This is a genomic window from Shewanella sp. GD04112 (genome assembly GCF_029835735.1).
Classification (GTDB): Bacteria; Pseudomonadota; Gammaproteobacteria; order Enterobacterales; family Shewanellaceae; genus Shewanella.
In genome coordinates this window covers 3,540,799-3,563,322 of the sequence record NZ_JAOEAL010000001.1, presented here as the reverse complement: position 1 = coordinate 3,563,322, position 22,524 = coordinate 3,540,799, and the positions used below count along the sequence as shown (strand labels likewise).

Here is a 22,524-nt window from a genome sequence, read left to right as displayed (position 1 = left end):
AATCTGAGTAGATTTAGCCCGTTAAAAGTGTCCCTAAAGCAACTCGGTTATTTTTCAGGTTGCAGAATCGTTGGTTGCGGTGAGTCTACCTTCTCGGGATGGTCGATATTATAGTGCAGACCACGGCTCTCTTTACGATCCATCGCGCAGCGGATAATCAGTTCCGCCACTTGCACTAAGTTACGCAGTTCCAGCAGGTTATTGCTGACTCTGAAGTTGCTGTAATACTCTTGGATTTCCTGTTGCAACATCAAGCAGCGGCGCAATGCACGCTCCAAGCGTTTATCCGAGCGGACAATCCCCACATAGTCCCACATAAAGAGGCGCAGTTCATGCCAGTTGTGGGCAATCACCACTTCTTCATCGGAGTTGGACACTTTACTCTCGTCCCACGCCGGAATTTGCCCCGGTAATGGAATTTTGTGCATTTGGCTCTCAATATCCTGCGATGCAGCGCGGGCAAATACCAAGCACTCGAGCAGCGAGTTACTCGCCAAGCGGTTCGCACCATGTAAGCCGGTATAGGCGACTTCGCCGATGGCATAGAGGCCGTTGAGGTCGGTTTGGCCGTGTAAGTCCGTCATCACGCCACCACAGGTATAGTGGGCTGCAGGCACCACTGGAATGGCATCCTTGGTGATATTGATACCCAGTTCCAAGCAGCGACTATAGATCGTTGGGAAGTGCTTGATGATAAAGTCGCTGTCTTTATGGCTGATGTCTAAGTAGACGCAATCGGCACCTAAACGCTTCATCTCATAGTCGATGGCGCGGGCTACGATATCGCGAGGCGCGAGTTCGGCTCGTTCGTCAAAGTCTGGCATAAAGCGGCTGCCATCGGGGCGGCGTAAATAAGCCCCTTCACCGCGCAGGGCTTCGGTCAGCAGGAAGTTACGCGCATCGGCATGGTAAAGGCAGGTCGGATGGAATTGATTAAACTCCATGTTAGCCACACGGCAACCTGCACGCCACGCCATGGCAATACCATCACCACTCGCCACATCGGGGTTTGAGGTGTATTGGTAGACCTTAGAGCTACCGCCCGTGGCTAATGCGACAAATTTTGCCTTAATGGTTTCAACCTGTTCGGCATTACGGTTCCACACATAAGCGCCTAACACGCGATTGCCAGGGCGATTTAATTTACGGGTGGTGATGAGGTCGATGGCGTTGTAACGTTCTAAAACTTGAATATTGGGATGGGCGAGGGCGCGTTCTTGCAGTGTGGTTTGCACTTCTTTGCCAGTCGCATCGGCGGCATGCAGAATGCGTCTATGGCTGTGGCCTCCTTCGCGGGTCAAATGATAAGGCGCGTCTTTGGCATTATCGCCAGCGGTTTCTTCTTTATCGAATGCCACACCACATTCAATTAACCATTGCATGGCGCTCTTGGCGTTTTCAGCGGTAAAAGTCACCACTTCTTTATCGCACAAGCCGGCGCCAGCCACTAACGTATCGGCCACATGGGATTCGATGGTGTCACTTTCATCGAACACGGAGGCGATACCGCCTTGGGCGTAGTATGTCGACCCTTCTGAGAGTGGGCCTTTTGAGAGCAGAATTACGTTTGCTTTTTCAGCAAGATGCAAAGCTAGTGTCAGACCTGCGGCACCGCTACCTATGACTAATATGTCAGATTGGTGTTCAACTACTTGTTTCATCGGGTATCATGCTATGACTGAGAGTGCCATCTATGGTAAACCAACTCACCGATTATGGGTACTTTCCTTTTAACCTTACTTTTTTTGTATAATTCTTAGAACTTTTTCAAAGCACGCTAGTCTACATAAGTGAATATGATTCGAGCGACTGAGAAATCAGCATTTTAGATTTGGGAGAAGTCGGCTCGGATGAGTGGACAAATAAGTGATCAACAATTAGTTGAGCGCGTACAACGGGGAGATAAAAACGCTTTTAACCTGTTGGTGCTTAAATATCAGAGTAAAGTGGTGAGCTTGATTTCACGCTATGTGCGTAACCAAGCCGACGTTACCGATGTAGCACAGGAAGCGTTTATCAAAGCTTATCGAGCTTTGCCAAACTTTCGCGGAGAAAGTGCGTTTTATACCTGGTTGTACCGCATAGCCGTAAACACGGCTAAGAATTACCTCGTGTCACAGGGGCGCAGAGCACCTGCAAATGATGTGGATGCAGAGGATGCCGAATACTACGAAGGCAGTGATGCGCTAAAGGAGTTTGCCTCCCCTGAGCGACTAATGTTATCGGACGAAATCAAAAAAGTGGTTTTCGAGACATTAGAAACCTTGCCGGAAGAATTACGTATGGCGATTTCGCTGCGTGAACTCGATGGGATGAGTTACGAGGATATTGCCATCATCATGGATTGCCCTGTGGGTACTGTAAGATCTCGTATCTTCCGCGCCCGTGAAGCAATCGATAAAAAACTCCAGCCATTACTGGAAGAGTAACACCCTTAAATTTAGACAGGTGAACAATGGATAAATTAGGTCAAGAATGGGTATCTGCCGCTGTCGATGGAGAGACAGATCTGCAGACTATGGCAGAACTTGCTGCCGATACGCATTCACATAATAAATGGCGTAACTATCATGTGATAGGTGATGCTATGCGGGGAGAGCTGCCCCAAACTATGGCGTTAGACCTTTCCGCCAGTATTGCGGCTGCAATCGAACTTGAGCCTGCCATTGTCTCGCCTCAAGTGAGCGCGCCTGAAGTCACAGCGGCTCCACAGCAAGTGGCTGTAAATGCTGGCCAAAGCCGTGTTGTGCCTTTATTCAAGCAGTTTGGTCAGTATGCGATTGCCGCTACTGTGGCTATGTTCGCCATCGTAGGCGTACAGAACTTTAACCAAACCGCCGATGATGCCGCGTCGCCATCGCCTGTGCTCATCACCCGTCCTCTGGTCGGTAGTGCATCGCCAGTGAGCCTACAGACAGGTCCTGTGCAGCAAAATCAGAGCTACACAAATGACCAAATGAACGAGCAACGTCGCCGAATTAATACTTATATTCAGGACCATATGTTGCAACAACGATTGAATACGGGTGCCGTTGTAGAAGACAATAGCGAGGTTATTCCCGTTCCTGTCAATCAGTAGTAAGGAGTTAGCTTGCGTCTAATCCTGTTGGCTTTGTTAGCCTTGGTATTCCCTGCAGTGGCGCAGGAAGATATGCCTGCCAAAGTCTGGCTTGAGAAAATGAGCCAGGCTTTAAAAGAGAAAGAGTTTAAAGCATCGATTATACAACTTCAGGCCGACCATATTCGGCCTTTGGTTTATCTTCACGGTAAGGTGAATAATCAAGAAGTTGCGTTTCTTGAGTACCTCAATGGCCCGCCAAAAAATGCGGTCAGAGTGGGAAACCGAGTCACCTTTATCGAACACGATCAACCCGCCTATAGCATCCTTTCTAATCATATTCAGGGCGTGTGGCCTGCGGCTTTCTCATCAAAGATGAGTGACTTAGAAGTGGGGTATCAGTTTGTTCTCGGTGGGCGCACGCGCATTGCGGGACGTCCCGGTCAAATGATCCGTTTACTGCCAAATGATGAGTACCGTTACGGTTTCCAAATTTGGCTGGATATGGACACCTATCTGCCCCTCAGATACGACATGCTAACTCAAGATAAACAATTACTTGAACAGTTGATGGTGATTGAGCTTATTGAGTTAAATGAGCCGCCATCGATTTTACAGGAAGCCTATAAGCAAGAATGGCCAGCGGTTATCGACCAGGCTGAACGCCAAGATGGACAAAATTGGCAGTTTTCTTGGTTACCGGCAGGATTTAGTGTTGTGGTGCGTGATCACCATCGTTTGATTGGCAGTCACGAGGCGGTTGAATACATTGCCTTAACCGATGGCTTAGCCAGCATTTCTGTCTATGTCGCCCGAGCAGGTTCCACGCCATTACCCGAAGAGTTAATCACTCGTAATGGCTTGTCTTTGGTGTCTGAAAAAGTGGGTAATGCCGAAGTAGTTGCCGTGGGTAAAGTGCCGACTGAAACCTTGGCCCGTATCGCAAAAAGTCTGATGTTAGAATAAGGCCTCTTATTATGATGGAAGAAGTTGCGCGGGTTGTCGCCTGCGATAATCAAGGTTGGCTGACCGTCGAGGTTGAGCTTAAAAGTACTTGCAAGAGCTGCAGCAGTAGCGAGTCTTGTGGTACATCGGCGGTAGCTCAGGCTTTTTCGGCAAAGACACAACAATTCTCCATTCAAAGTGAACGAAACTGCGAGGTTGGCGAACTGCTAAAGCTCGGTTTGCCTGAGAGCGTGATCCTGAAAGCGGCGGCCTTAGTTTATTTGATGCCGCTGCTTGGTTTATTTGCTGGCGCGGTACTTGGCCAGTTTTTCGCAGGTTTGTTGGAAATCAATTCGGATCTCAGTGCGATAGCCTTTGCTGCCTTAGGTGCGTTAACCGCTTGGTTCTTTGGAAAGCACAAGGCAAAACAACTCGAAGTCGATTCGCAACCTGTCATTTTGGCTTATTTAGGCTCAGGGATCAGTTTAGATAAATTACCCGTTTAATTTCATGTTGTTATTGATTTTAATCTGGCAATAAACTTCCGCTGAGAGCCACATTTTCCGACTTAAAGAGAAGGATGAGTGAATCTGATTGGTATTGAAACCGCAATCAGGTACAATTTCGCACCTTTGAACCGTATCCATTTTTCAGTATTAGTCATAGCAGCATAATGAAACACATTAGAAACTTCTCAATTATTGCCCATATCGACCATGGTAAATCGACGCTATCAGATCGTCTTATTCAGGTTTGTGGTGGGTTAAGCGACCGTGAAATGGATGCGCAAGTTCTTGATTCTATGGATCTAGAGCGTGAGCGCGGTATCACGATTAAGGCCCAGAGCGTCACGTTGGAATACAAAGCCAAAAATGGCGAAACTTACCAACTTAACTTTATTGATACCCCTGGCCACGTTGACTTTTCCTATGAAGTATCTCGTTCATTAGCCGCCTGTGAGGGCGCGCTGCTCGTGGTGGATGCGGGGCAAGGCGTTGAAGCTCAGACGCTTGCAAACTGTTATACCGCGCTGGATATGAATCTGGACGTGGTACCTATCCTGAACAAAATCGACTTACCCCAAGCCGATCCTGAGCGCGTAGCCGCTGAGATTGAAGACATCGTGGGTATCGATGCGATGAACGCTGTGCGTTGTTCGGCCAAAACTGGCGTGGGTATTGACGAAGTATTAGAAGTCATCGTTGATCAAATTCCGCCGCCAGAAGGCGACCCAGAGGCGCCGCTACAAGCGCTGATCATCGACTCTTGGTTTGATAGCTACTTAGGCGTTGTTTCTCTGGTACGTATTAAAAACGGCGTGCTGAAGAAAGGTGACAAGTTTAAGGTGATGTCTACTGGACAAAACCACACCGCAGACCGCGTGGGTATTTTCACACCTAAACAAACCGATAAAACCGAGCTGAAAACCGGTGAAGTAGGTTTCGTTATCGCGGGTATTAAAGAAATTCACGGTGCACCTGTGGGTGATACCTTGACGCTGGCTAAGCATGGCGCAGAAAAGCCATTACCCGGCTTTAAGAAAGTGAAGCCTCAGGTTTACGCCGGTGTGTTCCCAATTTCGACCGATGAATATGAAAACTTCCGCGATGCGCTGAACAAACTCAGCCTAAACGATGCGTCATTGTTCTTCGAGCCTGAAAGTTCATCAGCCCTAGGTTTTGGTTTCCGTATTGGCTATTTAGGCCTGCTTCACATGGAAATCATTCAAGAACGTTTAGAGCGTGAATACGATCTTGACCTTATCACGACGGCACCTACCGTAGTGTATGAAGTGCTGTTGACCAGTGGTGAAACCATCTATGTTGATAACCCAGCAGACTTGCCGGCGATTAACAACATTGAAGAGATGCGTGAGCCTATCGTCGAAGCTAACATTCTGGTGCCAAAAGAATACTTAGGTAACGTGATTACCCTGTGTATCGAAAAACGTGGTACCCAAGTGAACATGGTTTACCACGGTAATCAAGTGGCCGTGACTTACCACCTGCCAATGGCAGAAGTGGTGATGGACTTCTTCGACCGCTTAAAATCGACCAGCCGTGGTTATGCATCGTTAGAATACAACTTCATCCGCTTCGATCCTGCGGACATGGTGCGCTTAGACATTCTGATCAACGGCGACCGCGTAGACGCATTGGCGATGATTATTCACCGTTCAAACATTCGTCACCGTGGTTTAGCGCTCGTTGAGAAGATGAAAGAGCTGATCCCACGTCAGATGTTTGATATCGCGATTCAAGCCGCTGTTGGCAGCCAAATTATTGCCCGTTCTACCGTAAAAGCCCTACGTAAAGACGTAACGGCGAAGTGTTACGGTGGTGACGTTTCCCGTAAGAAGAAACTCTTGAATAAACAAAAAGAGGGTAAGAAACGGATGAAACAAGTGGGTAACGTTGAGGTGCCACAAGAGGCGTTCTTAGCGGTACTTAAGCTAAACGAGTAACACTCGAGATAACACAATTTAGCTATTATTGCGCCGCAGTTTGCGGCGCTTTACTTAGCTTATCGTATGTTTTGTGGTGTTTTTTTAGAAATACGGTAAGTTAACTAAAGTTCGCGAGTCGAAATACAATAGTCGCTGAGTTTGGATCTTTACATTTCAAGGCAGGAGTTCAATAAGCAATGGCAGCCTATTTTTCCATTATTTTAGTGCTAGTCACCCTGATTTCAGGGCTGATCTGGTTAATCGATGTGCTGGTATTTGCGCCTAAACGCCGCGAAAGCTTAGCCTTAGCCAAGGCTTCGCAGGCTAATTTAACCGAGGAAGCCGAATATAACATCATTCGCGAACCCACAGTGGTTGAAACCGCACATTCCATCTTCCCTGTGATTGCCTTCGTGTTGATCCTGCGCTCGTTTATTTACGAACCATTCCAAATTCCCTCAGGCTCTATGATGCCAACCCTGTTAGTGGGTGACTTTATTCTGGTGGAAAAGTTTAGCTATGGCCTAAAAGATCCCGTATGGCGCACTAAACTGATTGAAACGGGCGAGCCGAAACGTGGCGATGTGATTGTGTTTAAATACCCTGAGAACCCTCAGATTGACTACATCAAGCGTGTGGTGGGTTTACCGGGCGATAGGATTATCTACCGCAACAAGCAGTTGATGATCCAAAAAGCCTGTGGTGCAGAGCAAACTAATTGTCCAGAGCCAGAACTGGTGGCGCGTACCGAAATCAGCCGTGGTGATTTCAGCCAAGATGGTGTGCCACTAATTCGTTTTAAAGAGCAACTCGGTGAAGTGGCCCACGATATTTTAATCAATCCAAGCCGCCCCGATATGCTGGGATACTTCAAGCGTGAAGGAAATTTACCAGCGGGTGAGTTTCTTGTACCCGAAGGCCATTATTTTGCGATGGGTGACAACCGCGATAACAGTACCGACAGCCGTTTCTGGGGCTTTGTCCCTGAAGAGAATCTTGTGGGTAAAGCGGTCGCTATCTGGATTAGTTTTGAGTTTGACCGTTCTAAAGCCGACTTCCTGCCCACTTGGGTGCCAAGTGGCGTGCGTTTTGAACGAGTAGGTGGAATTCACTAGTATGGAACCGATTAAAAATTTGCCACGTTTGTGTCGTACTTTGGGTTATGAGTTCAAGAATATTGATCTCCTCACCCAAGCATTGACCCACAGAAGTGCGGCAAATAAGCACAACGAGCGTTTAGAGTTTTTAGGCGATTCGATTTTATCGATTGTGATTTCTGACGCCTTATACCATCAGTTTCCTAAGGCGACTGAGGGTGACTTGAGCCGGATGCGCGCGACCTTAGTGCGTGGTGATACGCTCACCTTGATTGCTAAGGCCTTTAAGCTTGGGGATTATTTATTCTTAGGCCCCGGCGAGTTAAAGAGCGGTGGTTTTAGACGTGAGTCCATCTTGGCCGATGCGGTCGAGGCGATTATCGGCGCAATCTACTTAGATTCCGATCTCGAAGTGTGCCGTAAGTTATTACTGCATTGGTACGCCGAGCGTTTGGCCGAGATCCAACCCGGAGTGAATCAAAAAGACGCTAAAACTTTACTGCAAGAATATTTACAAGGGTTAAAGAAGCCGCTACCCGATTACCAAGTAATCAACATAGAAGGCGATGCCCACGATCAAACATTCACCGTTGAATGTCGTATAGATGACTTGAGCGAAAGCGTGATTGGCGTAGCGAGTTCGCGCCGCAAAGCCGAGCAGATTGCCGCGGCTCAAGTATTGGAGTTACTGAAGAAATGACCAAAAAAACAGACTTGCCAGCTGTCGATGCCGCTAACGCGAGCAATGAGCCGAGCTTAGATGAATTACTGGCAAGGATGAATGCAGCGAGCGCGGCGGCGCCGTCTGTTCACTATGATGTGACCTACTGTGGCATGGTGGCCATTATTGGCCGCCCTAACGTGGGTAAATCGACCCTGCTGAACCGTTTGCTTGGGCAAAAGATCAGTATTACCTCGAAAAAACCGCAAACGACGCGTCATCGCATCATGGGTATCCATACCGATGGCCCGCGTCAAATTGTGTTTATCGACACACCGGGTCTGCATATTGAAGAGCAGCGTGCGATTAACCGTCTGATGAACCGTGCTGCGGCGAGCTCGCTTGCCGATGTGTCTATGGTGATTTTTGTGGTCGATGGTATGACATGGACCGCCGATGATGAGATGGTATTAAGTAAACTTCGCCGTGGCGGTGAAGAACGTAAAACCGTGTTAGCCATCAACAAAGTCGATAATATCAAAGACAAAGAAGCCCTTTTCCCCTATTTGGAAGAAGTGGCCAAGAAGTACCCCTTCGATGAAATTCTGCCGATTTCTGCCAGCAAGGGCACCAACGTTAAGCGCATTTTAGAGATGGCGGCAGAGTCTCTGCCCGAGAATCCCTTCTTCTTCCCAGAAGATTATGTGACCGACCGTTCGCAGCGTTTTATGGCTTCTGAAATTGTCCGCGAAAAACTGATGCGCTTTTTAGGTGATGAATTGCCCTACGATGCGACGGTTGAAATCGAGCAGTTTAAGATGATGGAAAACGGCGTTTATCAAATCAACGCCCTGATCTTGGTCGAGCGCGAAGGCCAAAAGCGGATGGTGATTGGTAGCAAAGGTGAGCGCATTCGTACCATAGCCACGCAAGCGCGCCTCGATATGGAAACCTTGTTTGATAACAAAGTGTTCCTCGAGGTGTGGGTGAAGGTCAAATCCGGTTGGGCCGATGATGAACGCGCCCTGCGAAGCTTAGGCTACGGTGACGATTAATCGTTACTGATAATAGGCCGAGCCTGACCATGAACGAGCGCGCAGACCGATGAAACGGGGGTATGTTTTGCATCATCGCCCTTATCGGGAGTCTAGCGCGCTGGTCAATCTCTTGGTTGACGGTATTGGTCGTGTTGATGCCGTCGCGCGAGTCGGGAGTGGTAAACGCTCCATCAAAAGTATTCTTCAACCCTTTCAGCCGCTGATTTTTGAATTTAGCGGCAAGTCTGAACTCAAAAACATCAGCCAAATTGAAGCAGCCGCGCCAGCCGTGCCTTTATCGGGTTATAGCCTGTATGCCGGCATGTATATCAATGAGTTGCTGATGCGCACCCTGTCGGTCCACCATAATGCCGAGGCGTTATTCCTCATTTACCATCAAGCCTTGGTCGGGCTCGCGGCGCAATTTTGCGAGTCGAAGCTACGCTACCTTGAGCTGGCGCTCTTGCGGGAGCTTGGGGCCATGCCATCCCTTATCCGCGATACTCAGGGCGAACTGCTGATCCCTGAACATTACTATCAGCTCGTGCCAGAACTGGGTTTTCAATTTGTGTTGAACAGCAGGGCAAAGCATACCTATCAAGGCGCGATGTTAACCGCACTTAACGATAATCAATTGTTGCAAGAGCAGTTTTTAGAGGCCAAACGATTGATGCGGTCTATGCTGCAACCCTTGCTCGGAAATAAGCCGCTGGTGAGTCGACAGTTGTTTATTCAAGCGACCGCCTCTAACAGAGATGGGAATAATTAGCCCTAGCTCCTGTTTTTTACTGTCTGTGCCAGTACAATAGGGCGCAAATCAGCGTTAATTCTAGCCTTACAAACATAAAGGAGTTCCCGATGAGCCGTATCTTATTGGGTGTTAATATCGACCATATTGCGACCCTGCGTCAGGCTCGCGGCACCAGTTATCCTGATCCTGTCCATGCGGCGGCGGTTGCCGAGCATGCGGGTGCCGACGGTATCACGATTCATTTACGGGAAGACAGACGTCATATTATCGACCGCGATGTGTATCTGCTGGCAAAAACCTTAAAGACGCGGATGAACTTTGAGTGTGCCGTGACTGAAGAAATGCTCAACATTGCCTGCGAAGTCAAACCAACCTACGTTTGTTTAGTCCCTGAAAAGCGTCAAGAAGTGACGACTGAAGGCGGTTTAGATGTGGCTGGTCAACTCGATAAAATCACAGCAGCGGTAAGCCGTTTAGCCGCCAATGGTATTCAAGTGTCACTGTTTATTGATGCCGATAAGACGCAAATCGACGCAGCGGTCGCCTCTGGCGCGCCACTTATCGAAATCCATACCGGTTGCTATGCTGACGCTAAAACAGCTGAGGAAGAGGCCAAAGAGCTTGCGCGTATCAGCGAAATGGCAAAATACGCCCACGGTAAGGGCTTAGTCGTGAATGCGGGCCACGGGCTGCATTATCACAATGTTAAGCCGATTGCGGCGATCCCAGAGCTGTATGAACTCAACATTGGCCATGCCATTGTCGCGCGTGCGGCCATTGATGGCTTAGCGACAGCGGTTAAAGACATGAAAGCGCTGATGTTAGAAGGTCGTCGAGGCGAATAATGGCAATCGTTGGGCTTGGCACTGACATAGTTGAAATCGAGCGTATCACGGCCCATGTGGCACGTTCCGGCGATAAGCTGGCTAAACGTGTACTCACGGAGGCTGAGTTCGAAATCTATCAACAGCATAGCCAACCGAGCCGTTATTTGGCGAAACGTTTTGCCGCCAAAGAAGCCGCAGCTAAGGCCTTGGGGACGGGGATTGGTCGAGGGGTATCTTTTCAGCATATCCATATCGGGAATACGCCCGATGGTGCGCCGACGATTGATTTTACACAAGGGGCGCAGCAGCGTTTAGCTTTGCTCAACGGCGTGGTGGGACACATTTCAATCGCGGATGAAAAATCCTACGCCATTGCGACGGTTATCCTCGAATCGCGCTAGTTTCTAACCCATTAGCACAAAGGGAGCCTTAGCTCCCTTTTTTATTGAGTAAAATGCGTGGCAACATTTTTGTTACTTTTTTCTGTTCAGTTTCGCATTTTTGGGCTAGGTTAGGTCAAAAGTGGTATCTAGATACTTATTTGCAGGGACACAGCAAAAGGAGCCCCAGATGAAATCCGCTGTAGAGCAGCTATCAACCTATAAGAGTGTGCATTTAAATCAGCGCAACATACTTACCCATTTCGTTGGTATTCCATTGATTATATGGTCTGCTTTTCTATTGCTGGCGACTATCCGTATTCCACTTGGTAGTACGGGCGATGTGAGTTTAGGTGTGATTTTAGGGGCAGGTGTGCTGGTTTATTATTTTCGCTTACATGCAAAGTTAGCGATTGGCCTAGCTTTATTTATCGCCCCCGTCGTATATACCACTGAACTCATGGCAGACTCTCCCAACGCCTTCTGGTTGGCTATATCGGTATTTATCGTGGGATGGATTTTCCAGTTAATTGGCCATCAATACGAGAAGGCCAAACCCGCTTTTGTGGACGATTTAAACCAACTGCTAATTGGTCCGTTCTTCTTAATGGCCGAAGTGTATTTTATCTTGGGGTTAGAAAAGGCGTTAGATGCTGAGATTACACCTATTGCTATCGAGAAGCGCCGGGCTCTCGAAGCACGTCTAAAGACGCAAAGCGTTAAATAATTTCTTGGGGGAGAAGGAAATCGGCTGATTCCATTTGGATTCAGCCGATTTTTTATCTGGGAACGTTAGCGTGGCGACTGATAATGCTGCGGAATGATACGTACTGTTTTGACCATATTGTCAGCAACTTCAATGACTTCTAATGGATAACCTGCTAGGCGAAGGCTAGTGTTTTCAGCGGGGATATCCTCTAAATACTCTAAGATCAGGCCATTGAGGGTTTTGGGGCCATCGGTTGGGAAATCCCATTTCATTTCTTTATTCAAATCACGGATAGTGATACTGGCATCGACTAAGTAGCTTCCATCCTGCTGGGCGGTAATGTCTTCACTCGGTGTGGCCAGCATCGAGGTGGTGAAGTCACCGACAATTTCTTCGAGAATATCTTCGAGTGTCACTAATCCTTGGATATCACCGTATTCATCGACCACTAGGCCGATACGTTCTTTATTGTGCTGAAAGTTGGCTAATTGCACATTGAGCGGTGTACCTTCGGGAATAAAGTAGAGTTCTTTGACAGCACGTAGCAATGAGGATTTACTGAACTGCTCTTTTGATTGCAGGCGCAGTGCGTCACGTAGATGAATAAAGCCGACGGCATCGTCAATGGTATCGCGGTATACCAACACTCGAGTATGTGGGCTTTGGATCACTTGGCGATTGATAAACTTAAAGTCATCGTTGACGTTAATCGCGTAGATATCCGAGCGCGGCACCATAATGTCTTCAACGGTCACCTTTTCTAAATCGAGAATCGATAACAGCATCTCTTGGTGGCGTTGGGGGATCAAGGCGCCAGCCTCATGTACAACCGTCCTTAACTCTTCTTGGCTAAGTGCATCGCTGCTGCTGATGGTTTTGATGCCGAAGAGACGCAGTATGCCTGTGGTTATCCAGTTAACGCTGGTGACGACATAGGCGAAAATCGTTGATAGACCAATGAGTAAAATACTCGATGGGAAGGCAATGCGTTCAGGGTTTAAGGCGGCGATAGTTTTGGGGGTGACTTCGGCAAAGACCAATACGACTAAGGTCAGCACACCAGTGGCTACCGCGACGCCTAAATCACCCCAAAGGCGCATACCAATAATGGTCGCAATGGCCGATGCGAGAATATTAACTAGGTTATTACCTATCAGAATCAAGCCAATTAAGCGGTCAGGACGTTCGAGTAGCTTGAGGGCGCGTATCGCACCTTTATGGCCGTTTGAGGCGAGATGTCTTAACCGATAGCGGTTAAGGGTCATCATGGCGGTTTCAGAACCTGAAAAGTAGGCAGAACAAAGGATAAGCACTAGTAAGAAAATGAGGAGTGCGCTTGTCGATATAGCGTCCAAAAATAGGCTCCAATCAGGCCGATAAGGTTAAGTTGATACCGAGAAATAAACGGGGTGTCAAGTCAGCTTAGGGAATAAGCGCCTAAGCTGACTTGAAATTATTAACTAAGAATTAACTCTTTGACAATCCGAGCGCCAAAATAAGCTAAGGATAACAAGGTCGCGCCTGTTAAGGTGTAAATTACCGCGGTGCGAATTTTACAGCCGACCCAATACTGTTGCCACAACATGGCGATGTACACAAACCACGCGATGATAGACAGAATCGCCTTATGGCCTTTGCCATCGGCAAACATATCATCGAGGAAGATAAAACCAGTGGCGAGGGATAAACTCAGTAAAATTACGCCAATAATCACAAGATGATAGAGCTGTTTTTCTACCGTCATCAGCGGCGGAATGCCAGGGCTTAGCATTAATTGTTTCTTCTTGAGTTTATTTTGGATCATCGCCAGCTGAATCGCATACAGGGCGGCGATCATCAGGGCGCTGTATGCCATAAGAGAGAGCACAACGTGGGCTAAGACCTCAGGGTACAGCTCAAAGTGAGTAATAAACTTAGGCGGCAATAACCAGAGCAGGGCCACAGAGAGCACAGAACAGGCGTAAACCACGGGCACAACCACAATCACTTTTAGCCTAAACATCATCACGGTAAAGGTGAAGGCGATGATCCAGTTCACTAAGGAGATCACATTAGTGAGGCTGAAGTTTTGTCCATCGGTCGTAAAAATCGCTTGAGAAAGGGCGGCAGCGTGCAAAATCACGGCGATTGCGGCGACACCAGCAACGGCCTTACGATTAGGACCTTCAGGATGGAACAGTCGACTTGTCACTAATACCAATGCGATGCAATAAAAAAACATGGCTGAGGCAGAAAAAATGACCATGGGTAATTAACCTATTCGTGTTGTTAATGGTGCCTTGAAAACGGGGCATACAGATCAATATTTTGCCTAGAATAACATGAGCCGTCGGCAAATGGGCAGTGACATAAGTTGCAAAATTTAGCAGATTCTTATTGTTAGACGTAAATAGTCGTAGGCGAATCGCAAAATATGACCTAAAGCAGGTTAGTTGCCGAAGTTAACGCAAGTAGGGCATAGCAGTAGCATAATGCGCCCGCATCGTTATAATACAGCCCATTAATCGAGATCCTAAAGGTATAGAGCAGGACGATGTTTGAGAATCTAACCGACAGACTGTCACGCACGCTGAAAAATATCAGTGGCCGTGGTCGCTTAACCGAAGAAAACGTTAAGGAAACCCTGCGCGAAGTGCGTATGGCGCTGCTGGAGGCCGATGTTGCCCTGCCTGTGGTGCGTGAATTCGTTAACAATGTAAAAGAACGTGCCGTTGGTCAGGAAGTGGCGAAGAGCTTAAGTCCTGGTCAAGCCTTTATTAAGATTGTTCAAAGTGAACTTGAAAAATCCATGGGCGAGGCAAACCAAGCTCTGGATTTAGCCACTCAGCCGCCAGCCGTGGTGATGATGGCGGGTCTTCAAGGTGCGGGTAAAACGACCAGCGTTGCCAAATTAGGTAAGCTGTTGCGTACGCGCCATAAGAAATCGGTTCTGGTCGTCAGTGCCGACGTTTACCGTCCTGCGGCGATTAAACAGCTAGAAACCTTAGCGACCGAAGTCGATGTGGAGTTCTTCCCATCGGACGTGAGCCAAAAGCCAATCGATATCGCCAAGGCCGCTATTGCCCACGCTAAGCTTAAATTTATCGATGTGGTGATCCTCGACACCGCGGGTCGTCTGCACGTCGATGAAGCCATGATGGATGAAATCAAGGCGCTACACGCGGCGGTTAAACCGATTGAGACACTGTTCGTGGTCGATGCCATGACGGGTCAAGACGCAGCAAACACGGCCAAAGCCTTTAACGAAGCGCTGCCGCTCACTGGTGTGATTTTAACTAAGGTTGACGGTGATGCGCGCGGCGGTGCGGCATTATCAATTCGCCACATTACCGGCAAGCCGATTAAATTCCTCGGTGTTGGCGAGAAGACCGATGCCCTAGAGCCTTTCCATCCCGACCGTATCGCCTCACGTATTCTCGGCATGGGCGACGTATTGTCGCTTATCGAAGAAGTTGAGCGCGGTGTCGATAAAGACAAGGCGATGAAGCTGGCTTCCAAAGTGAAGCAGGGCGGAAGTTTTGATCTCGAAGATTTCCGCGAGCAGCTACAGCAGATGAAAAACATGGGCGGCATGATGAGCATGATTGAAAAGCTGCCCGGTGTGGGTCAACTGCCCCCGGATGCCCTAGCGCAAATCCAAGACGGTAAAATGACCCGTCAAATGGAAGCCATCATTAACTCAATGACGGCCAAAGAGCGCAAAAACCCCGATTTAATCAAGGGCTCACGTAAGCGCCGTATCGCTGCGGGTTCTGGTACGCAAATTCAAGACGTGAACCGTTTATTGAAACAGTTTACCCAAATGCAAAAGATGATGAAAAAGATGTCGGCCAAGGGCGGCATCCAAAAGATGATGCGCGGAATGCGTGGCATGATGCCAGGCGGCATGAAATTTCCTGGCCGTTAATTCCAGCGATTTTCATCAAAGTTGATGTTTTATCAGTTGGTTGATTCTATTTGAAATGAGGCGGGCAATCCTAAGGCAGGTTTAATAATCGCCAGATTTGGTTGCATTCGTTGAAAAGTCAGGTAAAATCTTCCGGCTTTCTATCTGGGACTCTTCGCGAACACGGGGTTCCAGTTTTTATTTTTGCTTCAAGCAAATCATTAGAGGATTGAAAACGCATGGTTACCATTCGTTTAGCTCGTGGTGGCGCTAAAAAGCGTCCATTTTACAACATCGTTGTTGCTGACAGCCGTAACGCTCGTGACGGTCGTTTCATTGAGCGTGTTGGTTTCTTCAACCCATTGGCTCGTGGCCAAGAAGAAACTTTACGTTTAGACCTAGCTCGCGTTGAGCACTGGGTTGCGAACGGCGCTGCGACAACTGATCGCGTAGCAAAATTGATCAAAGACGCTAAAGCAGCTGCTTAATAGCGTTAAGGTATAGATTGATGAGCAGTAACCAACAGCCAGTCGTACTGGGGAAATTAGGCTCCTGTCATGGCATTAAAGGTTGGCTGAAAATCACCGCCTATACCGATTCTGTTGAAGGTATCTTTGACTATTCACCTTGGCTTATTAAAGAAAATGGTGAATGGCGCGAAGTAAAAGTCATTCAGTGGCGTTACCAAGGTAAGGCGGTTGTCGCCGAGCTTGAAGGTGTCACCACGCGGGAGCGAGCACAAATGCTCACCAATTGCGAAATTGGGATCCTGCCAGAGCAGATGAACGATTTGCCAGAAGACGAGTTCTATTGGCGTGACCTCATCGGTTGTGAAGTGATTAATACCAATGGCTATAACATGGGTGTTGTCGATCAAATCGTGGAAACCGGTTCGAACGATGTGCTCTTAGTGAAAGCCAACGCGAAAGATAGCTTCGGCAAAGTGGAACGTATGCTTCCCTTTGTCCCAGGGCAATTCATCTTAAAGGTGGATGTCCAAGGTAAACAGATTTTAGTGGATTGGGATCCTGACTTTTAAGTCGAGGTACAACATATGTGGTTAGGGGTAATTACCCTGTTCCCAGAAATGTTTCGTGCCGTAACAGACTTTGGGGTTACGGGTCGTGCCGTGAAGAACGGTCTGCTTGAGTTGCACACGTGGAATCCTCGCGATTTCACCCATGATAGACACAGTACGGTAGATGACAGGCCTTACGGCGGTGGTCCCGGAATGTTGATGATGGTGCAACCCTTACGCGATGCCATCCATGCTGCGAAAGCGGCGGCAGGCGAAGAGGCAAAGGTGATTTACTTGTCACCTCAAGGACGCAAGCTGGATCAGCAAGGCGTTACTGAGTTGGCTGAATCATCCCGGTTGATTCTGGTGTGTGGTCGATACGAAGGTATTGATGAACGCATCATTCAAACGGAAGTGGATGAAGAATGGTCGGTTGGGGATTACGTGCTTTCGGGCGGTGAATTACCCGCAATGACCTTGATAGATGCAGTATCGAGATTGGTTCCTGGCGTGCTAGGAAAACAAGCTTCGGCGGAGCAAGATTCTTTCTCCGACGGTTTACTGGACTGTCCTCATTACACGCGCCCTGAAAGTCTGGATGGACTCGATGTACCCGCAGTACTGCTAAGTGGCAACCACGAACAAATTAGACTCTGGCGTTTGCAGCAAAGCCTTGGTAGGACTTTTCTAAGACGGCCAGAATTATTTGAAAATCTAGCTCTGACTGACGAACAATCGACTCTTTTAGCGCAGTTCGTTGAAGCAATGGACAAGAATGCTTAGTCGTAGCTCAGTTAATTCTAGAACGGAGTAAGTTATGAACAACATCATTAAAATGCTCAACGATGAGCAAATGAAACAAGACGTACCTGCGTTTGGTGCTGGTGATACAGTAGTAGTTCAGGTTCGTGTTAAAGAAGGTGATAAAGAGCGTTTACAGGCTTTCGAAGGCGTTGTAATTGCTAAACGTAACCGTGGTCTGCACTCTGCATTCACAGTACGTAAAATCTCTAATGGCGAAGGTGTTGAGCGTGCATTCCAAACGCACAGCCCTCTGATCGCTAGCATTGAAGTTAAGCGTCGTGGCCGCGTTCGTCGCGCCAAACTGTACTACTTACGTGATCGTTCAGGTAAATCTGCACGTATCCGTGAAAAGCTGGCTACTAAGTAATAGTACCCGCTACAGAAAACAAGACGTAGTGTTCGCACAGAAAACCGCCCTCGTGGCGGTTTTTTGTTGCCTGCAGTTTGTCTTTTTAGCCATTTCGAGTGCGTTTCGGGTTAAGTGCCGATTTTATTAAATTCTTCCTTGATCTTCTGCCAATTAATAGGCATATTGGTCGCTCATTGTAATGGTGTATCATTACAATGTTACGTGGTGGCCTCGGCTATTTATTCTTCCCCGCAGCGGTTTGAGATCCAGACTCCTGAGCAAATGGGGATATGACTTCAGTTTTCGGTGGTAAGCATGCAACAGGATACGATCAATAACGTACACATCAGTTCAGAGAAAGTTCTTATTACACCGCAGGAGCTAAAAGCGACTCTGCCACTCTCTGAGCACGCGTATCGTTATATCCTCAATGCACGCAAAACCGTGGCGGATATTGTCCATAAGCGTGATAACCGCGTGCTTATTGTCACCGGACCTTGCTCTATCCATGATATCGATGCCGCCAAGGAATACGCCTTAAAGCTTAAACAACTCCACGATGAACTCAGCGATGAGTTTTACATCTTGATGCGAGTCTACTTTGAGAAGCCACGTACCACAGTGGGTTGGAAGGGGATGATTAACGATCCTGATATGGATGAATCCTTCGATGTCGAGAAGGGCTTGAAGATGGCCCGTGAGCTGATGATTTGGTTGGCCGAACTCGAACTGCCTGTGGCAACCGAAGCGCTCGACCCTATCAGCCCGCAGTACATCTCAGAATTAGTGACTTGGTCAGCCATTGGTGCCCGCACGACTGAGTCGCAAACCCACAGGGAAATGGCGTCGGGTTTATCTATGCCCGTCGGTTTTAAAAATGGTACAGACGGAAAGCTCGATGTAGCCATTAACGCGCTGAAATCGGCGGCTAGTAGCCACAGATTTATGGGGATTAACCAACAGGGCCAAGTCGCGTTATTGCAAACTGCGGGTAACCCAGATGGGCATGTGATCCTCCGCGGTGGCGCAACGCCAAACTACGATGCTCAGAGCGTCGCCGAATGTGAGGCGCAGTTACATAAGGCCAAACTCAATGCGCGCCTTATCATCGATTGCAGCCACGGTAATTCCTCTAAGGATTACACCAGGCAAATTCCGGTGTGTGAAGATGTATTTAACCAAATCTACAACGGCAATAAGTCCATCATTGGCGTGATGTTAGAAAGCCATTTAAATGAAGGTAATCAAAGTTGTGATAAACCATTGAGCGAACTGGCCTATGGGGTTTCTGTGACAGACTCCTGTATTAATTGGGAAAAAACCGAAAGCGTTTTACGTGCGGGCGCATCGAAGTTATCTTCGGTATTAGCAACCCGTTTCGATATGCTCAAAGTGGCCAATGCTTAAGAGTTAATCTTAAGAGCCGAATGTTTAAACACCTGACTTTAGGTGTGTAGTGGACTGATAAGATGAACGAAAAAACCACAACTGAATTAGAACACCTTCGCGGACTCATCGATGGTGTCGACCAGCAATTGCTGCATTTACTGCGTAAACGCTTAGATTTAGTCGCGCAGGTGGGCACGGTTAAACACGCCGCAGGCCTGCCGATTTATGCGCCGCAACGTGAAGCGGCAATGTTGGCAAAACGCCGCGAAGAAGCCAAAACCATGGGCATTGCGCCGCAACTGATTGAAGATATTTTGCGCCGTTTGATGCGTGAGTCCTACCTCAATGAGAAGGATGTTGGCTTTAAGCAAGTGAAAAACGATCTCGGTTCGGTCGTGATTGTTGGTGGTAAGGGCCAGCTTGGTGGATTGTTTCAACAAATGCTGTCGCTCTCGGGTTACCAGGTCAAAGTGCTGGATAAAGACGACTGGCAGCAAGCTGAAACCTTATTTGCCGACGCCGGATTGGTATTGGTGACTGTGCCTATCGCCATCACCTGCGACATTATCCGTGAGAAACTGACCCAATTACCGCAGGAATGTATCTTAGCCGACTTAACCTCGATCAAGACTGAACCCATGAATGCCATGTTGGCCGCTCATAAGGGGCCTGTTGTCGGCTTTCATCCCATGTTTGGCCCGGATGTCGGCAGTTTGGCTAAGCAGGTGGTGGTGGTGTGCCATGGCCGCGAAGCCGATAAATACCAATGGCTGCTCGAACAAATTGGGATTTGGGGCGCGCGGATTGTCGAAGCTGAGCCAGAGCGTCACGATAATGCGATGCAGTTGGTACAGGCGATGCGCCACTTCTCGACCTTTGTGTATGGCTTGAATCTTTGCAAAGAAGAGGCGGATATAGAAACCCTGCTGCAATTTAGCTCACCTATCTATCGCTTAGAGCTCGCCATGGTCGGGCGTTTGTTTGCCCAAAGCCCAGAACTCTATGCCGATATTATTTTTGCCCAGCAGGATAGCCAGCATGCGATTGGCGATTATTTGGATAACTATCGCGAAGCATTAGAACTGTTAAAGCGGGGCGATAGGGACGCGTTTATCAGCCAGTTCCAAACGGTGGCAAAATGGTTTGGTGATTTTGCACCTCAGTTTCAGCGTGAAAGCCGCATGATGCTGCAATCGGTCAGTGATATGAAAACAAACTGATAATGAATGAGTTAGCCATAAAAATGCCCATCTTTGATGGGTATTTTTTTAGGTTTTTCAGGTGGGCGTTATTGTGTTAATTAGCAATTACTGAAGGTGATCTCTCTCTAAGATTTCACATTCGAGCCAAGAAAAGGCTATCGCTTATTTACGGTTTCGGTAGACTTATTTTAAACATGCAAAAATAAAGCATGAATTTAAATTAGGAGTCTATCCATGTTTTGTATTCAGTGTGAGCAAACTATTCGTACCCCAGCTGGCAATGGTTGTAGCTATGCCCAAGGCATGTGCGGCAAATTGGCCGCGACCTCGGATCTGCAAGACTTGTTAATCTATATGCTGCAAGGTGTTTCAGTGTATGCGACTAAGGCGCGTGAACTGGGCGTCATTAACCCTGAGGTGGATACTTTTGTTCCTAAAGCTTTTTTCTCGACCTTAACCAACGTCAACTTCGATGATGAACGCATCATCGCCTATGCCAAGCAGGCAGCTGAGTACCGTGAAAGTTTAAAGAATGCCTATGAAGCGGCGTGTGAAATTGCGGGTAAACGGGCTGAATCGCTCCCTCCTGTGGCGCAATTTGTACTGGGTACCAGCAAGCCTGAAATGTTGTCTCAAGCACCAGTCGCCTTACTCAATAAAGATAAAAATGAGATCCACGAAGATATCCTTGGGCTGAGACTACTGTGCTTATATGGCCTTAAAGGGGCAGCGGCTTACATGGAACACGCCCGTGTTTTAGGTAAAACTGATGCTGAGATTGCTGGTCGATTCCATGAGATTATGGCGTTTCTCGGTGAGCCGAGTGTCGATGCTGACAAACTGTTCACCACGGCCATGGATATTGGTCAACTGAACTACCGTATCATGGCCATGCTCGATGCGGGCGAGACCGAAGCCTTTGGTCATCCTGAACCGACTGTCGTCAACACTAAACCCGTTAAAGGCAAAGCGATTCTGGTTTCTGGCCATGATATGAAGGATTTAGAGCTTATCCTCGAGCAAACGGCGGGCAAAGGCATTAATGTTTATACCCATGGCGAAATGCTACCTGCGCTGGCGTATCCCGCCTTTAAAAAATATGCCCATTTAGTGGGTAACTACGGCAGTGCCTGGCAGAACCAGCAAAAAGAATTCGCTAATTTCCCCGGCGCCGTAGTGATGACTTCAAACTGTATTATCGACCCGAATGTGGGCCAATACAGCGACCGTATCTTTACCCGCAGTATCGTGGGTTGGCCTGGTGTGACCCATGTAATTGGGGATGATTTTTCAGTTGTGGTCGACAAGGCGCTCGCACTCGATGGCTTCCAATACGATGAAATTCCACACAATATCACCATTGGTTTTGCCCGTAATGCTTTAATGGCCGCAGCGCCGACTGTGGTGGAAAACGTGAAAAACGGTTCTATCAAACACTTCTTCTTAGTCGGTGGCTGTGATGGTGATAAGTCGGAGCGGAGTTATTTCACCGATTTAGCGAAATCGGCGCCAAAGGATTCCGTTATCCTGACCTTAGGTTGTGGTAAGTACAAATTCAACAAGTTGGAATTTGGTGATATCAACGGTATTCCGCGCTTACTCGATATTGGCCAATGTAACGATGCTTATTCGGCTATCCAGTTGGCTATCGCGCTATCACAAATCTTTGAATGCGATATCAATGAATTACCATTGAATCTCGTGCTTTCATGGTTTGAGCAAAAAGCCATTGTCGTGCTGCTGACACTGTTGTCACTCGGGGTGAAAAACATCCGTACTGGCCCAACGCCGCCGGCGTTTTTAACAGCCAATCTTGCCAAAATTTTGGAAGAAAAATTTGGTCTGCGTAACACCACCACAGTTGAAGCCGATCTGAAGACCATGCTGAACGTGGCCTAGGCCGATTTATGCATGGAGTCACTGCGGCTTTCGCGCTAAAGCCGCAGTGTTATGGATACAAAGACG

Annotated in this window: 23 protein-coding genes; 20 read left to right on the top strand and 3 right to left on the bottom strand. The window is 48.0% G+C overall.

All coding sequences use genetic code 11. The features are described from left to right. Positions 1-47 precede the first annotated feature (47 nt). On the bottom strand, positions 48-1,661 hold the full coding sequence (gene nadB, locus N7386_RS15740) for an L-aspartate oxidase (protein ID WP_279769600.1): 1,614 nt from the start codon (positions 1,659-1,661) through the stop codon (positions 48-50). Between the two features lie 189 nt (positions 1,662-1,850). On the opposite strand from nadB, the gene rpoE reads away from it, so the two are divergent. From rpoE to N7386_RS15680, 12 genes are all read left to right on the top strand, one after another. Then, on the top strand, positions 1,851-2,429 hold the full coding sequence (gene rpoE, locus N7386_RS15735) for an RNA polymerase sigma factor RpoE (RefSeq protein ID WP_011623604.1): 579 nt from the start codon (positions 1,851-1,853) through the stop codon (positions 2,427-2,429). Between the two features lie 26 nt (positions 2,430-2,455). Then, positions 2,456-3,079 carry an RseA family anti-sigma factor gene (locus N7386_RS15730; protein ID WP_279769598.1) on the top strand — a complete coding sequence of 208 codons (624 nt, stop codon included), beginning with the start codon at positions 2,456-2,458 and terminating at the stop codon, positions 3,077-3,079. Between the two features lie 12 nt (positions 3,080-3,091). Next, entirely contained in the window at positions 3,092-4,024 is a 933-nt protein-coding gene (locus N7386_RS15725; RefSeq protein WP_011717876.1) for a MucB/RseB C-terminal domain-containing protein, read from the top strand. Positions 4,025-4,035: 11 nt separating this feature from the next. After that, entirely contained in the window at positions 4,036-4,509 is a 474-nt protein-coding gene (locus N7386_RS15720; protein WP_279769595.1) for a SoxR reducing system RseC family protein, read from the top strand. Positions 4,510-4,676: 167 nt separating this feature from the next. After that, positions 4,677-6,467 (top strand): translation elongation factor 4, encoded by a 1,791-nt coding sequence (gene lepA, locus N7386_RS15715; RefSeq protein ID WP_011717874.1) that lies wholly within the window; start codon positions 4,677-4,679, stop codon positions 6,465-6,467. Positions 6,468-6,646: 179 nt separating this feature from the next. After that, positions 6,647-7,564, top strand: a complete 918-nt coding sequence (gene lepB / locus N7386_RS15710) for a signal peptidase I (RefSeq protein WP_279769593.1) — start codon at positions 6,647-6,649, stop codon at positions 7,562-7,564. A gap of 1 nt (position 7,565) precedes the next feature. Further along, complete coding sequence (rnc, locus tag N7386_RS15705) at positions 7,566-8,246, top strand: ribonuclease III (protein ID WP_011717872.1); 681 nt, start codon at positions 7,566-7,568, stop codon at positions 8,244-8,246. Then, entirely contained in the window at positions 8,243-9,262 is a 1,020-nt protein-coding gene (gene era, locus N7386_RS15700) for a GTPase Era (protein ID WP_011623597.1), read from the top strand. The genes rnc and era overlap by 4 nt, the downstream gene beginning before the upstream one ends. 49 nt (positions 9,263-9,311) lie before the next feature. After that, positions 9,312-10,013 (top strand): DNA repair protein RecO, encoded by a 702-nt coding sequence (recO, locus tag N7386_RS15695; RefSeq protein WP_279769589.1) that lies wholly within the window; start codon positions 9,312-9,314, stop codon positions 10,011-10,013. 89 nt (positions 10,014-10,102) lie between these two features. After that, positions 10,103-10,840 (top strand): pyridoxine 5'-phosphate synthase, encoded by a 738-nt coding sequence (gene pdxJ / locus N7386_RS15690; RefSeq protein ID WP_133178708.1) that lies wholly within the window; start codon positions 10,103-10,105, stop codon positions 10,838-10,840. Then, positions 10,840-11,223: a holo-ACP synthase gene (acpS, locus tag N7386_RS15685; RefSeq protein ID WP_011626879.1), complete on the top strand. Its 384-nt coding sequence runs from the start codon at positions 10,840-10,842 to the stop codon at positions 11,221-11,223. Before pdxJ ends, acpS begins: the two co-directional genes overlap by 1 nt. Before the next feature lie 169 nt (positions 11,224-11,392). Next, complete coding sequence (locus N7386_RS15680) at positions 11,393-11,929, top strand: Mpo1-like protein (protein ID WP_089067270.1); 537 nt, start codon at positions 11,393-11,395, stop codon at positions 11,927-11,929. Between the two features lie 65 nt (positions 11,930-11,994). Here the strand turns inward: N7386_RS15680 and N7386_RS15675 are convergent, their stop codons facing one another. Continuing rightward, positions 11,995-13,266, bottom strand: a complete 1,272-nt coding sequence (locus tag N7386_RS15675; protein WP_011717867.1) for a CNNM domain-containing protein — start codon at positions 13,264-13,266, stop codon at positions 11,995-11,997. A 101-nt stretch (positions 13,267-13,367) separates the two neighbouring features. Next, positions 13,368-14,156 (bottom strand): cytochrome c biogenesis protein CcsA, encoded by a 789-nt coding sequence (gene ccsA / locus N7386_RS15670; RefSeq protein WP_011717866.1) that lies wholly within the window; start codon positions 14,154-14,156, stop codon positions 13,368-13,370. 288 nt (positions 14,157-14,444) lie between these two features. Between ccsA and ffh the strand changes: the two genes are divergently transcribed. From ffh to hcp, 8 genes are all read left to right on the top strand, one after another. Next, a complete protein-coding gene (gene ffh / locus N7386_RS15665; protein ID WP_011623589.1) occupies positions 14,445-15,818 on the top strand; it encodes a signal recognition particle protein in 1,374 nt (457 codons plus the stop codon). A 218-nt stretch (positions 15,819-16,036) separates the two neighbouring features. Then, the gene (gene rpsP / locus N7386_RS15660) at positions 16,037-16,285 is read left to right on the top strand and encodes a 30S ribosomal protein S16 (RefSeq protein WP_011071566.1); all 249 of its coding nucleotides are present in this window, start codon (positions 16,037-16,039) and stop codon (positions 16,283-16,285) included. A gap of 20 nt (positions 16,286-16,305) precedes the next feature. Further along, positions 16,306-16,836, top strand: coding sequence for a ribosome maturation factor RimM (gene rimM, locus N7386_RS15655; RefSeq protein WP_011717865.1), 531 nt, complete (start codon positions 16,306-16,308; stop codon positions 16,834-16,836). A 15-nt stretch (positions 16,837-16,851) separates the two neighbouring features. After that, a complete protein-coding gene (gene trmD, locus N7386_RS15650) occupies positions 16,852-17,598 on the top strand; it encodes a tRNA (guanosine(37)-N1)-methyltransferase TrmD (protein ID WP_011623586.1) in 747 nt (248 codons plus the stop codon). Positions 17,599-17,632: 34 nt separating this feature from the next. Further along, a complete protein-coding gene (gene rplS, locus N7386_RS15645; protein ID WP_006080791.1) occupies positions 17,633-17,986 on the top strand; it encodes a 50S ribosomal protein L19 in 354 nt (117 codons plus the stop codon). Between the two features lie 297 nt (positions 17,987-18,283). Continuing rightward, positions 18,284-19,375 carry a 3-deoxy-7-phosphoheptulonate synthase gene (locus N7386_RS15640; RefSeq protein WP_011717864.1) on the top strand — a complete coding sequence of 364 codons (1,092 nt, stop codon included), beginning with the start codon at positions 18,284-18,286 and terminating at the stop codon, positions 19,373-19,375. Positions 19,376-19,437: 62 nt separating this feature from the next. Next, complete coding sequence (gene tyrA, locus N7386_RS15635) at positions 19,438-20,577, top strand: bifunctional chorismate mutase/prephenate dehydrogenase (RefSeq protein WP_086903310.1); 1,140 nt, start codon at positions 19,438-19,440, stop codon at positions 20,575-20,577. Positions 20,578-20,793: 216 nt separating this feature from the next. After that, positions 20,794-22,458 carry a hydroxylamine reductase gene (gene hcp, locus N7386_RS15630; protein WP_279769579.1) on the top strand — a complete coding sequence of 555 codons (1,665 nt, stop codon included), beginning with the start codon at positions 20,794-20,796 and terminating at the stop codon, positions 22,456-22,458. Positions 22,459-22,524 lie beyond the last annotated feature (66 nt).

Coding starts and splice junctions, on each gene's coding strand:
- nadB (WP_279769600.1), bottom strand. CDS start 1,661: ATGAAACAAGTAGTTGAACACCAATCTGACATATTAGTCATAGGTAGC.
- rpoE (WP_011623604.1), top strand. CDS start 1,851: ATGAGTGGACAAATAAGTGATCAACAATTAGTTGAGCGCGTACAACGG.
- N7386_RS15730 (WP_279769598.1), top strand. CDS start 2,456: ATGGATAAATTAGGTCAAGAATGGGTATCTGCCGCTGTCGATGGAGAG.
- N7386_RS15720 (WP_279769595.1), top strand. CDS start 4,036: ATGATGGAAGAAGTTGCGCGGGTTGTCGCCTGCGATAATCAAGGTTGG.
- lepA (WP_011717874.1), top strand. CDS start 4,677: ATGAAACACATTAGAAACTTCTCAATTATTGCCCATATCGACCATGGT.
- lepB (WP_279769593.1), top strand. CDS start 6,647: ATGGCAGCCTATTTTTCCATTATTTTAGTGCTAGTCACCCTGATTTCA.
- rnc (WP_011717872.1), top strand. CDS start 7,566: ATGGAACCGATTAAAAATTTGCCACGTTTGTGTCGTACTTTGGGTTAT.
- era (WP_011623597.1), top strand. CDS start 8,243: ATGACCAAAAAAACAGACTTGCCAGCTGTCGATGCCGCTAACGCGAGC.
- recO (WP_279769589.1), top strand. CDS start 9,312: ATGAAACGGGGGTATGTTTTGCATCATCGCCCTTATCGGGAGTCTAGC.
- pdxJ (WP_133178708.1), top strand. CDS start 10,103: ATGAGCCGTATCTTATTGGGTGTTAATATCGACCATATTGCGACCCTG.
- acpS (WP_011626879.1), top strand. CDS start 10,840: ATGGCAATCGTTGGGCTTGGCACTGACATAGTTGAAATCGAGCGTATC.
- N7386_RS15680 (WP_089067270.1), top strand. CDS start 11,393: ATGAAATCCGCTGTAGAGCAGCTATCAACCTATAAGAGTGTGCATTTA.
- ccsA (WP_011717866.1), bottom strand. CDS start 14,156: ATGGTCATTTTTTCTGCCTCAGCCATGTTTTTTTATTGCATCGCATTG.
- ffh (WP_011623589.1), top strand. CDS start 14,445: ATGTTTGAGAATCTAACCGACAGACTGTCACGCACGCTGAAAAATATC.
- rpsP (WP_011071566.1), top strand. CDS start 16,037: ATGGTTACCATTCGTTTAGCTCGTGGTGGCGCTAAAAAGCGTCCATTT.
- rimM (WP_011717865.1), top strand. CDS start 16,306: ATGAGCAGTAACCAACAGCCAGTCGTACTGGGGAAATTAGGCTCCTGT.
- trmD (WP_011623586.1), top strand. CDS start 16,852: ATGTGGTTAGGGGTAATTACCCTGTTCCCAGAAATGTTTCGTGCCGTA.
- rplS (WP_006080791.1), top strand. CDS start 17,633: ATGAACAACATCATTAAAATGCTCAACGATGAGCAAATGAAACAAGAC.
- N7386_RS15640 (WP_011717864.1), top strand. CDS start 18,284: ATGCAACAGGATACGATCAATAACGTACACATCAGTTCAGAGAAAGTT.
- tyrA (WP_086903310.1), top strand. CDS start 19,438: ATGAACGAAAAAACCACAACTGAATTAGAACACCTTCGCGGACTCATC.
- hcp (WP_279769579.1), top strand. CDS start 20,794: ATGTTTTGTATTCAGTGTGAGCAAACTATTCGTACCCCAGCTGGCAAT.